Here is a 16,770-nt window from a genome sequence, read left to right as displayed (position 1 = left end):
CCATGACACTCTCACCGACGCGTGTGCCCACGACCGGCGTACGGCGCCTGACGGCCACGCTGTACGGCTACGCGTTCCTCGACGACTTCGTCCTGCTCTACCCGGTGTACGCGCTGCTCTTCGCCGACACCGGCCTGCCGCTGTGGCAGATCTCCTCGCTCTTCGCCCTGTGGTCGCTCACCGCCGTGCTCCTGGAGGTGCCCTCGGGCGTCTGGGCCGACACGGTCTCCCGGCGCCGGCTGCTGTGGATCGGCCCGCTGCTCACCGCCGCCGGCTTCGCGCTGTGGGTGACCGCGCCGTCGTACGCCGCCTTCGCCGCCGGCTTCGTGCTGTGGGGCGCGGGCGGGGCGCTCGGCTCCGGCGCGCTGGAGGCCCTCGTCTACGACGAACTGGACCGGCGCGGCGCCGCCGGCCGGTACGCGCGCGTCATGGGCCGCGCCCGTGCCGCGCGTCTGCTGGGCACCGTCGCCTCCCTCGGCCTCGCGGGCCCTGTGCTCGCCCTGGGCGGCTACCCGGCCGTCGGTGGCGCCAGCGTCCTGGCGTGCCTGGTCACCGCCGCGGTGGCCACCCTGTTCCCCGAGCGGCACGAACGGCCGGCCGGCGGCCACGGCGGCTGGGCCGCGACCCTGCGGTCCGGGCTCGCCGAGGTGCGTGACGACCGGGCCGTGCGCGGCGCGCTGCTGCTCGTCCCGGCGGTCGCGGCCGTGTGGGGCGCGCTGGACGAGTACGTCCCGCTGCTGGTCCGCGACCTCGGGGTCGCCGAGTCGGCCGTGCCGTACCTGGTCATGCTGGTCTGGGCGGCCGTCACCGTCGGGAGCCTGCTGGCCGGACCGGCCGAACGCCTCGGCACCAGGGGGCTGGCGGCGCTGCTCGCGGGCGCGGCCCTCGCGCTGGCCGTCGGCGCGGCGTCCCGCACCCTGGCCGGGATCGTCCTGGTCGGTGTCGCCTTCGCCGGCTTCCAGCTGGCCGAGGTGCTCGCCGACGTCCGCCTCCAGCACCGGATCGACGAGTCCCGCCGGGCCACGCTCACCTCGGTGGCGAGCCTGGGCACCGAGCTCGCCACGATCGCCGCGTTCGGCGTGTACGCCCTGCTCGGCACGGACCTCGCCCACGGCACCGTCTTCGCGGTCCTCGCGGTGCCGTACCTGGTGACGGCGGCCGCGCTGACCAGGGCCCGGACCGCCCCGGCGTGACGCGTGAAGGGCGCGGGGGACGACCCCCGCGCCCGGTCCCGCAACGAATCGCCGCGAAGCCGTCCTCGAACGCAACGAACCGCTCACCGGCGCGCAACGGCTCCTCCTTGTCCCTGCCGGGCGGCCGACCGTACCTTCTTCATGGCCCCACAACCACCCCTTTCGCCCCGGTGAGGACACATGCGCACCGCCCTGCTCCAGAGCTCCGGCCGCCCCGGCTCCACCGTCGAGAACCTCAAGGTCCTCGACGAGGCCGCGGGCCGCGCCGCCGCCGCGGGCGCCGGGCTGCTGGTGACGCCGGAGATGTTCCTCACCGGGTACGCGATCGGCGACGACATCGCCCGGCTCGCCGAGCCCGCCGACGGCGCGTACGCCGACGCTGTCGCCGAGAGCGCCGTACGCCACGGACTCGCGATCGCCTACGGCTACCCCGAGCGGGCCGGCGACACCGTGTACAACTCCGCGCAGGTGATCTCCGCCGACGGCACCCGGCTCGCCGGCTACCGCAAGACGCACCTCTTCGGCTGCTTCGAGCGCGACCACTTCACGCCGGGGGACCGGCAGGTCGTCCAGACCGAGGTCGACGGCGTCCGGGTCGGCATCCTGATCTGCTACGACGTCGAGTTCCCGGAGAACGTCCGCGCCCACGCGCTGGCCGGCACCGAGCTGCTGATCGTCCCGACCGCGCAGATGCACCCGTTCCAGTTCGTCGCCGAGTCGATGATCCCGGTGCGGGCCTTCGAGAACCAGATGTACGTCGCGTACGTCAACCGGGTCGGTCAGGAAGGGGAGTTCGAGTTCGTCGGCCTCTCCACGCTCGCCGGCCCCGACGGCATCGCCCGCACCCGCGCGGGCCGCGCCGAGGACCTCGTCCTCGCCGACGTCGACCCCGCCCTCGTCGCCGCCTCCCGCGAGGCCAACCCGTATCTGCAGGACCGCCGCCCCGGCCTGTACGGGTCCCTCGTCTGAACCTCCCCGCTCTTCCCCCGCAGTCGCAAGGAGTCCGTACCCCATGACGTCCACCGTGCCCAACGCCGTCGAGCACGCCGACGAGCAGCAGCCGCCGATCACCATGTTCGGCCCGGACTTCCCCTACGCGTACGACGACTTCCTGAACCACCCGGCCGGCCTCGGCCAGATACCCGCCACCGAGCACGGCACCGAGGTCGCCGTCATCGGCGGCGGCCTGTCCGGCATCGTCGCCGCCTACGAGCTGATGAAGATGGGCCTCAGGCCCGTCGTCTACGAGGCCGACCAGATCGGCGGCCGGCTGCGTACCGTCGGCTTCGACGGCCCCAGCACCGAGGGCCTGACCGCCGAGATGGGCGCGATGCGCTTCCCGCCGTCCTCCACGGCCCTCCAGCACTACATCGACCTGGTGGGCCTGGAGACCCGGCCCTTCCCCAACCCCCTGGCGGAGGCGACCCCCTCGACCGTCGTCGACCTCAAGGGAGAGTCGCACTACGCGGAGACGATCGACGACCTGCCGCAGGTCTACCGCGACGTCGCCGCCGCCTGGAACAAGTGCCTGGAGGAGGGCGCCGACTTCTCCGACATGAACCAGGCCATGCGCGAGCGGGACGTGCCGCGCATCCGCGAGATCTGGTCCAGGCTCGTCGAGAAGCTCGACAACCAGACCTTCTACGGCTTCCTCTGCGACTCCGACGCCTTCCGGTCCTTCCGGCACCGCGAGATCTTCGGCCAGGTCGGCTTCGGCACCGGCGGCTGGGACACCGACTTCCCGAACTCCATCCTGGAGATCCTGCGTGTCGTCTACACCGAGGCCGACGACCACCACCGCGGCATCGTCGGCGGCTCCCAGCAGCTGCCGCTGCGCCTGTGGGAACGCGAGCCGCAGAAGATCGTCCACTGGCCGTACGGGACGTCCCTGAAGTCCCTGCACGTCGACGGCGCCCCGCGCCCGGCCGTGACCCGGCTGCACCGAGCCGCCGGCAACCGGATCACCGTGACCGACGCGACCGGCGACATCCGCACCTACCGGGCGGCGATCTTCACGGCCCAGTCCTGGATGCTGCTCTCCAAGATCGACTGCGACGACTCGCTCTTCCCGATCGACCACTGGACCGCGATCGAGCGCACCCACTACATGGAGTCCAGCAAGCTCTTTGTTCCGGTGGACCGGCCGTTCTGGCTGGACAAGGACGAGGAGACCGGCCGGGACGTCATGTCGATGACGCTCACCGACCGCATGACCCGAGGCACCTACCTCCTCGACGACGGCCCGGACAAGCCCGCCGTCATCTGCCTCTCCTACACCTGGTGCGACGACAGCCTGAAGTGGCTGCCGCTGTCCGCGCGGGAGCGGATGGAGGTCATGCTGAAGTCGCTCGGCGAGATCTACCCGAAGGTCGACATCAGGAAGCACATCATCGGCAACCCGGTGACGGTCTCCTGGGAGAACGAGCCCTACTTCATGGGCGCGTTCAAGGCCAACCTGCCCGGCCACTACCGCTACCAGCGGCGCCTGTTCACCCACTTCATGCAGGACCGGCTGCCCGAGGACAAGCGGGGCATCTTCCTCGCCGGAGACGACATCTCCTGGACCGCCGGCTGGGCCGAGGGCGCCGTCCAGACCGCGCTGAACGCGGTGTGGGGCGTCATGCACCACCTGGGCGGCACCACGGACACCACCAACCCGGGTCCGGGTGACGTCTACGACGAGATCGCGCCGGTCGAGCTGCCCGAGGACTGACCCCGGCTCAGAGCCCGGCGGCCCGTACTTTCTCGTACACCTGCGCGGCCGCGTCCTTGAGCTCCTCGGCGTCGCGCGTGTTCGTCTGGAGGTCGAGCAGGACCTCGTCGACGCCGACCTCGGTGTACGCGGCGAGGTCCGCCACGATCTGGTCGGCGCTGCCCTGGAAGGGCTGGCGGTCGGCGCCGTCGTAGGGCGTCGCGGAGTACAGGGCGTTCACGCGGGGCACCCGCTCGATCGGCCGGGTCCGCCCGCGCTCGGCGGCGAGCTCCTGCAGCCGCCGCCATCCGGCGGCGTACGCGTCGACGTCCATGGCGACCGGGATCCAGCCGTCGCCGAGGTCGACGACCCGCCCGAGGGCCCGGTCGCCGGCCGCCGCCACCAGGACCGGGATGGGGCTGGCGGGCTTGGGGCCGATCACGGCCGCGTCGATCTTCGCCGTACGGCCCTCGAAGGACACCGGGTCCGGGCCCCACACGGCCCGGCAGACCTTGATGACCTCCTCCAGGAGGCCGCCGCGCCGGTTGTGCGGTCCGATGGCCGCCGCGGCGAACTCGTCGGTCGACCAGCCCGTGCCCAGTCCCAGGACGACCCGGCCGCCGCTCGCCGCGTCCAGCGTGGCGAAGGCCTTCGCGAGCTGGACCGCGCCGTGCAGCGGGGCGACCATCACCCCGGTGCCGAGCCGGACCCGTTCGGTGACCGCCGCGGCCAGGGTCAGCGTGACCAGGGGGTGGGCCATCCCGCGGTACCAGTCCGGCCAGGGCAGCCCCGGCACGTCGTACAGGCCCTGGGTGGGCGACTCGGGGACCAGCAGCCGCTCGTAGACCCAGACGCTGTCGTAGCCGGTCCGCTCGGCGGCGCGGGCCACGTCCGTCACGTCCTTGCTCAGGTCGTACTGCCGCAGCTGGGGAAGACCGAGTCCGAGGCGGATGGCCATGGCGGAGAGCTCCTTCGCGATCGGCGGACCCCCACCGGCCAACGTACTGAAGGCCCGGGGAACCGCCACTCGGCGGCCGCTCAGTCGCGCAGCGGGGTCAGCAGCATGCGCCCGGCCAGTCCCACGGCCGCGTCCAGCCGCTCGGTGAACTCCCCGGCCAGGTCGGGGAGCCGGCGCAGCGCCCACAGGGCACGCGCCGCCGCCCAGGTGGCGTCCCGCGCCCGCTCCAGGCTCCAGGAGCCGAGCAGATGGGTGAGCGGGTCCGCGATCCGGAACAGGTCGGGACCCGGCATCAGCTCCTCGCGGATCTGCTCCTCCAGCGAGATGAGCAGATCGCCCACCCGGTCGAACTCGTCCTCCAGGTCGGTGGGTTCGCAGCCGAGGCTACGGCAGGCGTCCACCACGGCGAGCGCGAGATCGTGCCCGATGTGCGCATTGATGCCCGCGAGCGCGAACTGCAGCGGCCGTACGCCCGGATGGCGGCGCATCTGGAACAGGGGCCGCCAGCAGGCGGGCGGACGCAGGCCCTCCTCCGCCGTCTCCACCGCCGTGAGATACCGTTCCGCGAACCGAACGTCCAGGGTGATCGCGGCGCGCGCGTCGGGGAACAGCCCCGCGTCGATGTGCCGGTCGACCGCCTCGGTGACGGTGAGGTAGACGCGGTTGAAGACGGCGACCCCGTCGCGCCCGGGCAGCCTCGCGTCGAGGGCGCGCATACGGGAGAGGACGGCGTCCACGGGTGTGGTGAATTGTTCGCATTGCGCCATGGGGGCAGAGTCCCAGCTTTAGGGTGACCGCAGTGACGGCGGGCCCGGCGCTTCCCCAGAACGGGGGAACGCGCCCGCCGTGGGGGAGGGGGGAGCAGGACGGTGCCAGGCACACGCGCCCAGCGACTGGCGTCACGCCGGGCACCATCACCGCCCGGGTCCGCGCGGTCACCTCGGCCGGCGCGGCACAGGGCCGCACCCCGGTGGTCGTGCCGTACGTGATCCCGGACCGTGACTGCGGCGGGTACTCCGAGGGCGGGGCGCCCGACCTGGCCGCGTACGACGCGTGGATCGACCGGTTCGCCGCCGGGCTGGGCTCCGGTGACGTCGTCGTCGTCCTGGAGCCGGACTCCGTCGCCCAGTCCGAGTGCCTCTCCGCGGGCCAGCGGGCCGCGCGCTTCGCGTCCCTGGCCCGGGCCGGCCGGGTCATCAAGTCCGCCAACCCCCGGGCCCGTGTGTACTACGACGCCGGGCACTCCGGCTGGCACGCTCCGGCCACGCAGGCGGGATGGCTGCGGCAGGCGGGCGCCGCCTCGGCCGCGTCCTCCGACGGCGTCTTCAGCAACGTCTCCAACTTCCACACCACGGCCGCCGAGATCGCCTACGACCGGCGGGTCCTCGACGCGCTCGGCGGCGGCCCGGGCCTGGGCGCCGTCATCGACACCAGCCGCAATGGCGCCGGTGCCCCGGCGGACGGCGAGTGGTGCGACCCGTCGGGCCGCAAGCTGGGCCGGGCACCCACCCTGGCCACGGGTGAGGCCCGGATCGACGGCTATCTGTGGGTGAAGCTGCCGGGGGAATCGGACGGCTGCAAGGGGGAGCCCGGCACCTTCACCGCCTCCTACGCCTACGAGCTGGCGCGCTGAGGCCCCTCGCCGGAGCTTCCCTCGTCGTACGACGACGTGCCCTCGTCGAGCAGCGGCTGCTGCGTCTTGAGGTGGGCGGGGGCGAACGCCCGCAGCGCGTGGTAGCCGGTGATGACGACCAGCGTGCCGAGCGCGATACCGCTCAGCTCGAAGGTGTCGGTGATCTTCAGCGTGACGTTGCCGACTCCGATGATGATGCCCGCCGCGGCCGGCACCAGGTTCAGCGGATTGCGCAGGTCGACCTTGGCGTTGATCCAGATCTGCGCGCCGAGCAGGCCGATCATGCCGTACAGGATGACGGTGATGCCGCCGAGGACACCGCCGGGGACGGCGGCCACCACCGCGCCGAACTTGGGGCAGAGCCCGAAGAGGAGGGCGAAGCCGGCGGCAGCCCAGTAGGCGGCGGTCGAGTAGACGCGGGTCGCGGCCATCACGCCGATGTTCTCGGAGTACGTGGTGTTGGGCGGGCCGCCGACGGCGGTGGACAGCATCGAGGCGGCGCCGTCCGCGGAGATCGCGGTGCCCAGCTTGTCGTCGAGGTTGTCACCGGTCATCTCGCCGACGGCCTTGACGTGTCCGGCGTTCTCGGCGACCAGGGCGATGACCACGGGCAGGGCCACGAGGATCGCGGACCACTGGAACGACGGGCCGTGCAGCTCGGGCAGGCCGATCCAGTCCGCCTTCGACACTCCGGACAGGTCGAGCCGCCAGTGGTCGGTGAGCTTGCCGCTCGCGTCGACCGAGTGGATACGGCCGAACACCCGGTCGAACACCCAGGACAGGGCGTACCCGAGGACCAGGCCCAGGAAGATCGCGATACGGGACCAGAAACCGCGCAGGCAGACCACGGCCAGACCGGTGAACAGCATCACCAGCAGGGCCGTCCACTGGTCCTGCGGCCAGTAGGTGGAGGCCGTGACGGGGGCGAGGTTGAAGCCGATCAGCATGACCACCGCGCCGGTCACGATCGGCGGCATCGCGACATGGATGATGCGCGCCCCGAACCGCTGCACGGCGAGGCCGACCAGGAACAGCGCCGCGCCGACCACGAGGACCGCGCCGGTCACGACCGCGCTCGACCCGCCGTCCGCCCGGATGACGGCCGCGACGCCCACGAAGGACAGCGAGCAGCCGAGGTAGCTGGGCACCCGGCCGCGCGTGGCCAGCAGGAAGATCACCGTGGCGACGCCGGACATCATGATCGCCAGGTTGGGGTCGAGCCCCATGAGAACCGGTGCCACGAAGCTGGCGCCGAACATCGCGACCACGTGCTGGGCGCCGAGCCCGACCGTGCGCGGCCAGGACAGCCGCTCGTCCGGGCGGACCACCGCGCCGGGCGCCGGAGTGCGTCCGTCTCCGTGCAGTTTCCAGCGGACGCCGAGATCCATGGTGCGGTTTCGCTTTCGTCGTGCGAGCGGGGGTCCGGACCATTGTCGGGTACACCGACCGGGCCGCCGACCCGGGGCCACCTCGGGTTCTGAGCGTCCGCTTAGGATGGGTGGGTTCCGCACGTACGTCCCAGGAGTCCCGCCGTGACCGCCGAAGCCCTGCCCCTGTCCGCCCCGTCCCACGGCCGGCTCGTGCCCGTCACCGTGCACTTCGACGACCTCGACGCGCTCGGGCTGCTGCACAACGCCCGCTACCCGCTGATGGTCGAGCGGGCGTGGACCGAGCTGTGGCAGGAGCACGGATTCCGCTTCGAGGGCGACTGGGTGGCCGCCGGCGACGCCTGCAACGCCGTCAAGGAACTGCGCATCACCTACGAGGCGCCGGTCACCAAGCCCGGCGCCTACGCGGTGCACCTCTGGCTGGAGCGGCTGGGCACCACCGGGCTGACGTACGGGTTCCGCTTCTGCTCGTCCGACGGCTCCGTGACCTACGCGCACGGCAGCCGGGTGCTGGTCCGGCTCGACGCCCGGACGCTGCGCCCGGCGCCGTGGAGCGAGGAGTTCAGGGCCGCGGGCCGGGAACTGCTGCGTCCGGCCGGCTGACCTTCGGGCGGTCGCGGTCGGCGGTGCGCAGGACGCCCGCGAACACCGCCAGACCCGAGGCGAGCAGGGTGACCAGGCAGAACGACACCACCAGGCTGGTGAGCTGGGCGAGCCCGCCGATCGCGCTGGGGGCGACCAGGCCCGAGGTGTAGGTGATGGTCGCGACGCCCGCGATGGCCAGCGAGGGGTTCGAGCCGCTGCGGCCCGCCGCCGCGAAGCACAGCGGCACGACCACCGCGATCCCGAGCCCCAGCAGCGCGAACCCGGTCATCGCCAGGGCCGGGGCGTCCGAGACGACGACCAGCAGCCCGCCGAGCGTCGCGAGGACACCGCTGGCCCGGACCGTGCGCACCGAGCCGAAGCGGTCCACCACCCGGTCGCCGGCGATCCGGGCGATCGCCATCGTGAGCGTGAAGCCCGTGGTGCACGCGGCCGCCAGGCCGGCCGAGGTGTCCAACTGGTCCCGCAGATACACCGCCGACCAGTCCAGGCTCGCACCCTCCGCGAAGACCGCGCAGAACCCGACCGCCCCGATGAGCAGGGCGGACCGGGGCGGCAGCGCGAACCGCGGCGGCGGGTCCTCGTCCTCGGCGGGCTGCAGGTCCAGCACCCACCGGCAGGCCGCCACCCCGAGCACGGTCAGCACCGCCGCCGCGAGCGCGTGGTGCAGCCGCGCGTCCGAGCCCAGGTGCGCCGCGAGCGTGCCGGCCGCCGAGCCGATCAGGGCGCCGGCGCTCCACATGCCGTGCAGCCCGGACATGATCGAACGGCCCAGGCGGCCCTCCACCTCGACACCGAGGGCGTTCATCGCCACGTCCGCCATGCCCGCCGTGGCCCCGAACGCGAACAGGGCCAGGCACAGGGCCGGCAGGTTGGGCGCCAGCGAGGGCAGGGTGAGGGCGAGCGTCCACAGCGCCATCAGCCCGCGCAGCGCGTTGCGGGCGCCGAAGCGGTGGGTGACGCGGCCCGCGAGCGGCATCGCGAGGGAGGCGCCGAGCGCGGGGAACGCCAGCGCGAGACCGAGCTGGCCGGCGCTGACCCCGGCGTGGTCCTGGATCCAGGGCACCCGTGTCGCGAACGACCCGGTGACGGCGCCGTGCGCGGCGAAGACGGCGGCCACGGCGTACCGGGCGCGCCTGACCTCCCGCAGGTCGTAGACCTTCCCAGCGGTCCCACTCATGAAGTGACCCCCTCCTGACCCTCGCCTCCGCGCGGTCCGGGCGTAAACTATCAGGAACCCTGCCTGATAGATAGAGTGCCGGGACGCCGCCCGCCACCGCGCGCGGCCCCGCCGATCTGGAAGGATCCCGGCATGCCCGCATCCCCGAGCACCGCCCGGGCCATCAACGACCGGCTCGCCCTGCGCCTGCTGCAGCGCGAAGGCCCGCTGACGGCCGGACAGTTGAAGCAGCTCACCGGGCTGTCCCGGCCGACCGTCGCCGACCTCGTCGAGCGCCTCACGGACGCCGGCCTGATCACCGTCGTCGGCGAGGCGGGAGAACAGCGCCGCGGCCCGAACGCCCGGCTCTACGGCATCGTCGCCGACCGGGCCCATCTCGCCGCGCTGGACGTGCGTACCGAGGGCGTCTCCGTCGCCGTGTCCGACCTGATCGGCACCGTGCTCGCCGAGGCGTCCGTGCCCATCGGCGACGACACCGGGACGGGCCCCGCCGTGGAGCGGGCCGTCGCCCTCGTCGAGCGGGCCGTGAAGGAGGCCGGCGCGGACCGGCCGCACACCGTGGGCATCGGCGCCCCCGGCCTGATCGACCCGGCCAGTGGCGACCTGCGCGACTCCTCCGGCCTGCCCCCATGGCACCGGGGCCTCGTCGCGACCCTCCAGGAGCGGTTCCCCGAGGCCCGCGTCAGCGTCGAGAACGAGACCAACCTCGCCGCCCTCGCCGAACAGCGCGACGGCGCGGCCCGCGACCGCGACACCTTCGTCCTGCTGTGGCTCGGGCACGGCACCGGCGCCGCCGTCGTCCTCGACGGGGCGCTGCGCCGCGGCGCGTCCGGCGGCACCGGCGAGATCGGCTTCCTGCCGGTGCCGGGCACCACGGGACTGCCGTCGGCGACCGACTGCGCGGGGGGCTTCCACTCGCTGGCGGGCTCGGCGGCGATCGCACGGCTGGCGGCGGAGCACGGCCTCCCGGCCGCGGACGCCCACGCGCCGGCCGCCGCCCGGCTGGTGGAGGAGGCGGTGGCGCGTCCCGGCGACGCCCAGCCGTTCCTCGACGCCCTGGCGGACCGGATCGCGCTGGGCGTGGCCTCGGTCGTCGCCGTCCTCGACCCCGGCTGCGTGGTCCTCGGCGGCGAGGTCGGACAGGCCGGCGGCCCGCCGCTCGCCGCCCTGGTCGAGGAACGGGTACGGCGGATGTCGCCCCTGCCGGTCGAGGTCCGCCCGAGCGCCCTCGGCGGCACGGCGGTCCTGCGCGGAGCCCTCCTGACGGCCCGCGACCGGGCCCAGGAGGTCCTGTTCGCGCCACCGGGACGCTGACGGGGGCCGTCAGTGACCGAAGCGCCGGTCCAGGTACTCCTCGAACGTCCCCTTGCCCACCGCGTGCCCGGGCGCGAGGTGCCCGCCGGAGCGGAAGGCGCGGTACGCCCGGCCCCACAGCGGCACGCTCACGACGAGGCGCCTGCGGCCGGTGGCCTTCAGGTAGGAGCGGGCCAGCGAGTCGAACGTCCGCACCTCCGGGCCGCCCATGTCCGTGACGCGTCCGGCGGGCTCGCCCCCGGCCAGTCCGGCCAGCCGCTCCGCGACCTCGGCGACCTCGATCGGCTGGTCCTTCACCCGGGCCGGCAGCAGCACCACCGGCAGCCTGGCGAGGGCACCCAGCATCCGCGCGAGCAGATCGTGGAACTGCGTCGCGCGCAGCACGGTCCAGCCCAGCCCCGACTCCTCGACCAGCCGCTCCACGGCGAGCTTGCTGCGGTAGTAGCCGAACGGCACCCGGTCCACGCCGACGATCGAGATGTAGACCAGGTGGCGCACCCCGGCCTCGCGCGCGGCGGCGATCAGATGCCGCGCCGCGTCCTCGTCGCCGCCGTTCGGTGAGCTCGCGCAGTGCACGACGGTGTCCACGCCGGCCATCGCGGTGTCCAGCCCGGACCCGCCCTTGCGCAGGTCGACGGCGTACGGCTGCGCGTGCCGGCTGAGCACCCGCACCTCGTGCCCGTCCGCCCGCAGCCGCTCGGTGACGTGCCGGCCGAGCGTTCCGGTCCCGCCGGTCACCAGCATCGTGGTCATCGTGTTCAGCCCCTTCGCGACGCGGACACTCCCGGTTCGGAGCATCCCTCGCAGTACCCGACGGAGCATCCCGGGGAGATGTGACATCCGAGGGGGCAAGACACCCCCCAGGGGTGCGCTTGGGGAGACCCGGCGGCGGGCAAGGGCCGTCGTCACCGCCGCCGGGCGCTCTCATGGGTGCGGCGGGGCACCGGTCCCCGCCGCGCACCGCTGACAGTAGAGAGGACTAGACCACAGCGTCAATAGGTATGGACCACTCGCAAGACTCCGGCGGTGCGGGCGAGTTGAGGGCATCGCCGCCCGCCCGAGACGTCCAGGGAAGCGTCCTGTGAGCCACCCCACACCCTTCGCCCGTATGGACGCCCATCGGTCGTGGCACACTGGCCATGTACCACAAGCAGCGCACTCCGGGGTCGGTGAAAGTCCGAACCGGCGGTTACAGTCCGCGACCCGGTCGCCTCCAGCGACCGGTTGACCAGGTGAAATTCCTGGACCGACGGTTAAAGTCCGGATGGGAGGCAGTGCGCGGCGGGCGAGCCTCGTGCGCGCCGCCGTACCGGTTCGTCCATGGGGCGGACCCTCGTCCGGCGTCGCCCCCGGTGCTCTCGCTCGTACATTCCGCCGTCATCGGCAGCCCCGGAGTCCGTGCCCCTATGAGGCAGGAGGACCCGGGAAGTGTTCACCGGAATCGTCGAAGAGCTGGGCCACGTCACGGCCGTCGAGACCCTCGGCGACGCCTGTCGCTTCCGACTGCGCGGCCCCGTCGTCACCGTCGGCGCCAAGCACGGCGACTCCATCGCGGTCAACGGCGTCTGCCTGACGGTCGTCGACCACGAGGGCGACGAGTTCACCGCCGACGTCATGGCCGAGACCCTCAAGCGCTCCAGCCTGGGCGCCCTGAGCGTGGGCTCCCGCGTCAACCTGGAGCGGCCCACCGCCGTGGGCGACCGCCTCGGCGGGCACATCGTGCAGGGACACGTCGACGGCACCGGCCAGGTCGTCGAGCGCACCCCCTCCGAGCACTGGGAGATCGTGAAGATCTCCCTGCCCGCGGACCTCTCGCGCTACGTCGTGGAGAAGGGCTCCATCACGGTCGACGGCATCAGCCTCACCGTCGTCGAGGCCGGAGCCGACCACTTCACCGTCAGCCTCATCCCGACCACCCTCGACCTGACCACGCTCGGCCACAAGCAGCCCGGCGACCCGGTCAACCTCGAGGTCGACGTCATCGCCAAGTACGTCGAGCGGATGCTGGGCGACCGCCTCTCCTCCGAAGGGACGGCCACCCGGTGAACTCGCTGAACTCCGAGGCGTTCACGCTGTTCGGCCAGCACATCCTCTGGTCGGACATGATCGGCAACCTCTTCGGCCTGGCCGCCCTCGCCCTCGGCTGGCGGCGCTCCCTGTGGACCTGGCCCGTGCAGTTCCTGGCCGGGCTGATCCTCTTCGGCGCCTTCTTCGGGCACCTCACCGGCAGCGCGGGCAAGCAGGCCGTCGTCATGGTCGTCGCCCTGTACGGCTGGTGGCAGTGGCAGCGCGGCAAGGGCAGCGGCGAGGACGGCCACATCGCCGTCCGGTTCGCCACCTGGCCCGAGCGCGCGGCCATGCTCGGCGCCGCCGCCGTCGGCACCGTCGGCGTCGCGCTGCTGTTCAAGGCGTACCCGACGCTGTCCTGGGACCCCTGGCCCGACGCCTACATCTTCGTCGGCACCGTCGTCGCCATGTACGCCCAGGCGCGCGGCATGGTCGAGTTCTGGTTCGCCTGGCTCCTCGTCGACCTGGTCGGCGTCCCCCTCAACTTCGCCAACGGCTACGCCTTCTCCGGCTTCGTCTACGTCATCTACGGCGCACTCGTCCTGTGGGGCATGCGCGACTGGTGGCTGCGCTCCCGCAACGACGCGCGGCCCGTCCTGGAAGGAGCGCCGGCATGACCGCGGCACCGATTCTGTACAGCGCCGAGAGCGCCGAGGACCTCACGCTCGACCCGATCGAGCGGGCCGTCGCCGACATCGCGGCCGGCCGCCCCGTCGTGGTCGTCGACGACGAGGACCGCGAGAACGAGGGCGACCTCGTCATCGCCGCCGAACACGCGACCCCCGAGATCGTCGCCTTCATGATGAGCGAGTGCCGCGGACTGATCTGCGCGCCCATGGAGCCCGACGAGCTCGACCGGCTCGAACTGCCGCAGATGGTGGCGGACAACACCGAGTCGATGAAGACGGCGTTCACCGTCTCCGTCGACGCCTCCGGCGAGCACGGCGTGACCACCGGCATCTCCGCCTCCGACCGGTCCACCACCCTCCAGCTCCTCGCGAGCGGCACGGCACAGCCCTCGGACCTCGTCCGCCCCGGGCACATCTTCCCGCTGCGCGCCCGGCCCGGCGGCGTCCTCGTCCGCAACGGGCACACCGAGGCCGCCGTCGACCTCGCCCGGCTCGCCGGACTGCGCCCGGCCGGCGCCATCGTGGAGATCGCCGGCGAGGACGGCGAGATGCTGCGGCTGCCCGAGCTGATCCCGTTCGCCCGCAAGCACGGCCTGACGATCGTCTCCATCGCCGACCTCGTCGCCTACCGCCGCCGGTCCGAGCACCCGGAGCCCGTGGAGCCCACCGCCCCCGACGAGGACCGGCTCGCCGCCGACTCCACCGTCCGGCGCGAGGCCGAGGTCCATCTCCCCACCGCCCACGGCACGTTCACGGCCTACGGCTACCGCTCCACCGTCGACGGCGTCGAACACGTCGCCCTCGTCCACGGCGAGATCGGCGACGGCGAGGACGTCGTGGTCCGCGTCCACTCCGAATGCCTCACCGGTGACGTCTTCGGCTCCCAGCGCTGCGACTGCGGCCCCCAGTTGGAGGCCGCGCTCGACCGCATCCAGGACGAGGGCCGCGGCGTCGTCGTCTACCTGCGCGGCCACGAGGGCCGGGGCATCGGCCTGATGTCCAAACTGCGCGCCTACGAACTGCAGGAGCGCGGCCGCGACACCCTCGACGCCAACCTCGAACTCGGCCTGCCCGCCGACGCCCGCGACTACGGCGCCGGCGCGCGCATCCTCGCCGACCTCGGCGTGCGCAGCGTGCGTCTGCTGACCAACAACCCCGACAAGTCCGACGCGCTGCTCGCCCACGGCATCCGGGTCAGCGAGCGCGAGCCGATGCCCGTCCAGGCGGGCGAGCACAATCTGCGGTACCTGCGCACCAAGCGCGACCGGATGGGGCACGACCTGCCCTGGCTCGACCCCGAGCCCGCGGTCCCGGCCCCGTCCGCCCTGTCCACCTGCACCCCCCAGTAAGACCACACCGACCAGTAAGACCACACCGAGGAGACACGAGAACGTGAGCGGCAAGGGCGCACCGGAGCTGTCCGTACGCAATGTGGGTGACCTGCGGGTCGCCGTCATCGCGGCACAGTGGCACGAGAAGGTGATGGACGGACTGGTCGACGGCGCGCTGCGCGCCCTGCACGACCTGGGGATCGACGAGCCGACCCTGCTCAGGGTCCCCGGCAGCTGGGAGCTCCCGGTCGTCGCCAAGGTCCTCGCGGGCCGCGGCTACGACGCGATCGTGGCCCTGGGGGTCGTCATCCGCGGCGGCACCCCCCACTTCGAGTACGTGTGCCAGGGCGTGACCCAGGGACTCACCCAGGTGTCGGTCGACACCGGCGTGCCCGTCGGGTTCGGCGTGCTGACCTGCGACACCGAGGAGCAGGCCCTCGACCGGGCCGGCATCGAGGGCTCCAGCGAGGACAAGGGGCACGAGGCGGTGACCGCGGCCGTGGCCACGGCCGCGACCCTGCGCTCAGTATCCGAACCCTGGCGCTGACGAACGGCACATGTGGCATAGGCTGAGCGTCACCATGTCCAAGAAGACGTTCGAGGAGCTCTTCACCGAGCTCCAGCACAAGGCCGCCCAGGGCGATCCCGCCACCTCCCGCACCGCCGAACTCGTCGAGAAGGGCGTCCACGCCATCGGCAAGAAGGTCGTCGAGGAGGCCGCCGAGGTCTGGATGGCCGCCGAGTACGAGGGCAAGGAAGCCGCCGCCGAGGAGATCTCGCAGCTGCTCTACCACGTCCAGGTGATGATGGTGGCCCGCGGGATCTCCCTGGACGACGTCTACGCCCACCTCTGAGCACCACCACTCCACCCCACCGCCAAGCGAACGAAGGAAGCCGACCTCATGCTGCGCATCGCCGTCCCCAACAAGGGTTCACTCTCCGGCCCTGCGGCGGACATGCTGCATGAGGCCGGCTACCAGCAGCGGCGGGAGTCCAAGGAACTGCGGATCGTCGACCCGGTCAACGAGGTCGAGTTCTTCTACCTCCGCCCCCGGGACATCGCGATCTACGTCGCCTCCGGCCAGCTCGACATCGGCATCACCGGCCGCGACCTGCTGATCGACTCCGGCGCCGACGCCGAGGAGATCCTGCCCCTCGGCTTCGCCCGCTCCACGTTCCGCTTCGCCACCAAGCCGGGCACCGTCGGCGGCGACCTCGCGGACCTCAAGGGCAAGACGATCGCCACCTCCTACGAGGGCATCGTCGCCAAGTACCTCGCCGACCACGGCGTCGACGCCTCCGTCGTGCACCTCGACGGCGCCGTCGAGACCGCCATCCAGCTCGGTGTCGCCCAGGTCATCGCCGACGTCGTCGAGACGGGCACCTCGCTGCGCAACGCCGGCCTGGAGGTCGTCGGCGACCCGATCATGAAGTCCGAGGCCGCCGTCATCCGCCGTACCGGCGCCGACGCCGAGGACCCCAAGGTGCAGCAGTTCCTGCGCCGCCTCCAGGGCGTCCTCGTCGCCCGGACGTACGTGATGATGGACTACGACTGCCGCGTCGAGCAGCTGGAGAAGGCCGTCGCCCTCACGCCCGGCCTGGAGTCGCCGACCGTCTCGCCGCTGCACAACGAGGGCTGGGTCGCCGTCCGCGCCATGGTCCCCGCCCGCGAGGCCCAGCGGATCATGGACGACCTGTACGACATCGGCGCCCGCGCCATCCTGACCACCGCCATCCACGCCTGCCGCCTCTGACGCCCACCGAGATGTCCTCCGAGAGCCC

The 16,770-nt window shown here is 72.7% G+C and carries 16 protein-coding genes, 1 pseudogene and 1 riboswitch; of the genes and pseudogenes, 12 read left to right on the top strand and 5 right to left on the bottom strand.

The annotated features are described in order from the left end of the window. Positions 1 to 2 precede the first annotated feature (2 nt). The 3 genes from F8R89_RS06265 to F8R89_RS06255 all read left to right on the top strand — a co-directional run bounded on the left by F8R89_RS06265 (position 3) and on the right by F8R89_RS06255 (position 3,906). Positions 3 to 1,193 carry an MFS transporter gene (locus F8R89_RS06265; RefSeq protein WP_151783031.1) on the top strand — a complete coding sequence of 397 codons (1,191 nt, stop codon included), beginning with the start codon at positions 3 to 5 and terminating at the stop codon, positions 1,191 to 1,193. Between the two features lie 180 nt (positions 1,194 to 1,373). Then, positions 1,374 to 2,162, top strand: coding sequence for a carbon-nitrogen hydrolase family protein (locus F8R89_RS06260; RefSeq protein ID WP_151783030.1), 789 nt, complete (start codon positions 1,374 to 1,376; stop codon positions 2,160 to 2,162). Between the two features lie 43 nt (positions 2,163 to 2,205). Then, positions 2,206 to 3,906, top strand: a complete 1,701-nt coding sequence (locus F8R89_RS06255) for a flavin monoamine oxidase family protein (protein ID WP_151783029.1) — start codon at positions 2,206 to 2,208, stop codon at positions 3,904 to 3,906. A gap of 7 nt (positions 3,907 to 3,913) precedes the next feature. On the opposite strand, the gene F8R89_RS06250 is transcribed toward F8R89_RS06255, so the two are convergent. Both F8R89_RS06250 and F8R89_RS06245 read right to left on the bottom strand, forming a co-directional pair. Next, on the bottom strand, positions 3,914 to 4,843 hold the full coding sequence (locus tag F8R89_RS06250; protein ID WP_151783028.1) for an LLM class F420-dependent oxidoreductase: 930 nt from the start codon (positions 4,841 to 4,843) through the stop codon (positions 3,914 to 3,916). Between the two features lie 80 nt (positions 4,844 to 4,923). Next, positions 4,924 to 5,610: a DUF5995 family protein gene (locus tag F8R89_RS06245; RefSeq protein ID WP_151783027.1), complete on the bottom strand. Its 687-nt coding sequence runs from the start codon at positions 5,608 to 5,610 to the stop codon at positions 4,924 to 4,926. A gap of 134 nt (positions 5,611 to 5,744) precedes the next feature. On the opposite strand from F8R89_RS06245, the pseudogene F8R89_RS06240 reads away from it, so the two are divergent. Next, positions 5,745 to 6,476: pseudogene (locus F8R89_RS06240) on the top strand (glycoside hydrolase family 6 protein); the annotation flags it as partial. Here the strand turns inward: F8R89_RS06240 and F8R89_RS06235 are convergent. After that, complete coding sequence (locus tag F8R89_RS06235; protein ID WP_151783026.1) at positions 6,458 to 7,864, bottom strand: uracil-xanthine permease family protein; 1,407 nt, start codon at positions 7,862 to 7,864, stop codon at positions 6,458 to 6,460. The pseudogene F8R89_RS06240 and the gene F8R89_RS06235 overlap by 19 nt on opposite strands. Positions 7,865 to 8,008: 144 nt before the next feature. Between F8R89_RS06235 and F8R89_RS06230 the strand changes: the two genes are divergently transcribed. Beyond that, positions 8,009 to 8,467 carry an acyl-CoA thioesterase gene (locus tag F8R89_RS06230; protein WP_151783025.1) on the top strand — a complete coding sequence of 153 codons (459 nt, stop codon included), beginning with the start codon at positions 8,009 to 8,011 and terminating at the stop codon, positions 8,465 to 8,467. Here F8R89_RS06230 and F8R89_RS06225 read toward each other — a convergent pair. Next, positions 8,427 to 9,647, bottom strand: coding sequence for an MFS transporter (locus F8R89_RS06225; protein WP_151783024.1), 1,221 nt, complete (start codon positions 9,645 to 9,647; stop codon positions 8,427 to 8,429). The genes F8R89_RS06230 and F8R89_RS06225 overlap by 41 nt on opposite strands. Before the next feature lie 132 nt (positions 9,648 to 9,779). Between F8R89_RS06225 and F8R89_RS06220 the strand changes: the two genes are divergently transcribed. Then, positions 9,780 to 10,961, top strand: coding sequence for an ROK family transcriptional regulator (locus F8R89_RS06220; RefSeq protein WP_151783023.1), 1,182 nt, complete (start codon positions 9,780 to 9,782; stop codon positions 10,959 to 10,961). 9 nt (positions 10,962 to 10,970) lie between these two features. Here F8R89_RS06220 and F8R89_RS06215 read toward each other — a convergent pair whose 3' ends face one another. After that, the gene (locus F8R89_RS06215) at positions 10,971 to 11,714 is read right to left on the bottom strand and encodes an SDR family oxidoreductase (protein ID WP_151783022.1); all 744 of its coding nucleotides are present in this window, start codon (positions 11,712 to 11,714) and stop codon (positions 10,971 to 10,973) included. A 398-nt stretch (positions 11,715 to 12,112) separates the two neighbouring features. Continuing rightward, a riboswitch (FMN riboswitch) is annotated at positions 12,113 to 12,243 on the top strand. Positions 12,244 to 12,389: 146 nt separating this feature from the next. Between F8R89_RS06215 and F8R89_RS06210 the strand changes: the two genes are divergently transcribed. The 6 genes from F8R89_RS06210 to hisG are packed head-to-tail and all read left to right on the top strand — an operon-like array spanning position 12,390 to position 16,742. Continuing rightward, the gene (locus F8R89_RS06210; RefSeq protein ID WP_151783021.1) at positions 12,390 to 13,007 is read left to right on the top strand and encodes a riboflavin synthase; all 618 of its coding nucleotides are present in this window, start codon (positions 12,390 to 12,392) and stop codon (positions 13,005 to 13,007) included. Beyond that, entirely contained in the window at positions 13,004 to 13,645 is a 642-nt protein-coding gene (locus tag F8R89_RS06205) for a nicotinamide mononucleotide transporter family protein (RefSeq protein WP_151783020.1), read from the top strand. The genes F8R89_RS06210 and F8R89_RS06205 overlap by 4 nt, the downstream gene beginning before the upstream one ends. Then, positions 13,642 to 15,006 (top strand): bifunctional 3,4-dihydroxy-2-butanone-4-phosphate synthase/GTP cyclohydrolase II, encoded by a 1,365-nt coding sequence (locus F8R89_RS06200; RefSeq protein WP_151783019.1) that lies wholly within the window; start codon positions 13,642 to 13,644, stop codon positions 15,004 to 15,006. Before F8R89_RS06205 ends, F8R89_RS06200 begins: the two co-directional genes overlap by 4 nt. Before the next feature lie 43 nt (positions 15,007 to 15,049). After that, complete coding sequence (ribH, locus tag F8R89_RS06195) at positions 15,050 to 15,535, top strand: 6,7-dimethyl-8-ribityllumazine synthase (protein ID WP_004002733.1); 486 nt, start codon at positions 15,050 to 15,052, stop codon at positions 15,533 to 15,535. A 34-nt stretch (positions 15,536 to 15,569) separates the two neighbouring features. Continuing rightward, complete coding sequence (locus F8R89_RS06190; protein ID WP_003988914.1) at positions 15,570 to 15,842, top strand: phosphoribosyl-ATP diphosphatase; 273 nt, start codon at positions 15,570 to 15,572, stop codon at positions 15,840 to 15,842. A 48-nt stretch (positions 15,843 to 15,890) separates the two neighbouring features. Beyond that, entirely contained in the window at positions 15,891 to 16,742 is an 852-nt protein-coding gene (gene hisG, locus F8R89_RS06185; RefSeq protein WP_151783018.1) for an ATP phosphoribosyltransferase, read from the top strand. Positions 16,743 to 16,770 lie beyond the last annotated feature (28 nt).

This window comes from Streptomyces sp. SS1-1, from assembly GCF_008973465.1.
Taxonomy (GTDB): domain Bacteria; phylum Actinomycetota; class Actinomycetes; order Streptomycetales; family Streptomycetaceae; genus Streptomyces.
This window is presented reverse-complemented; position numbering and strand designations above follow the sequence as displayed.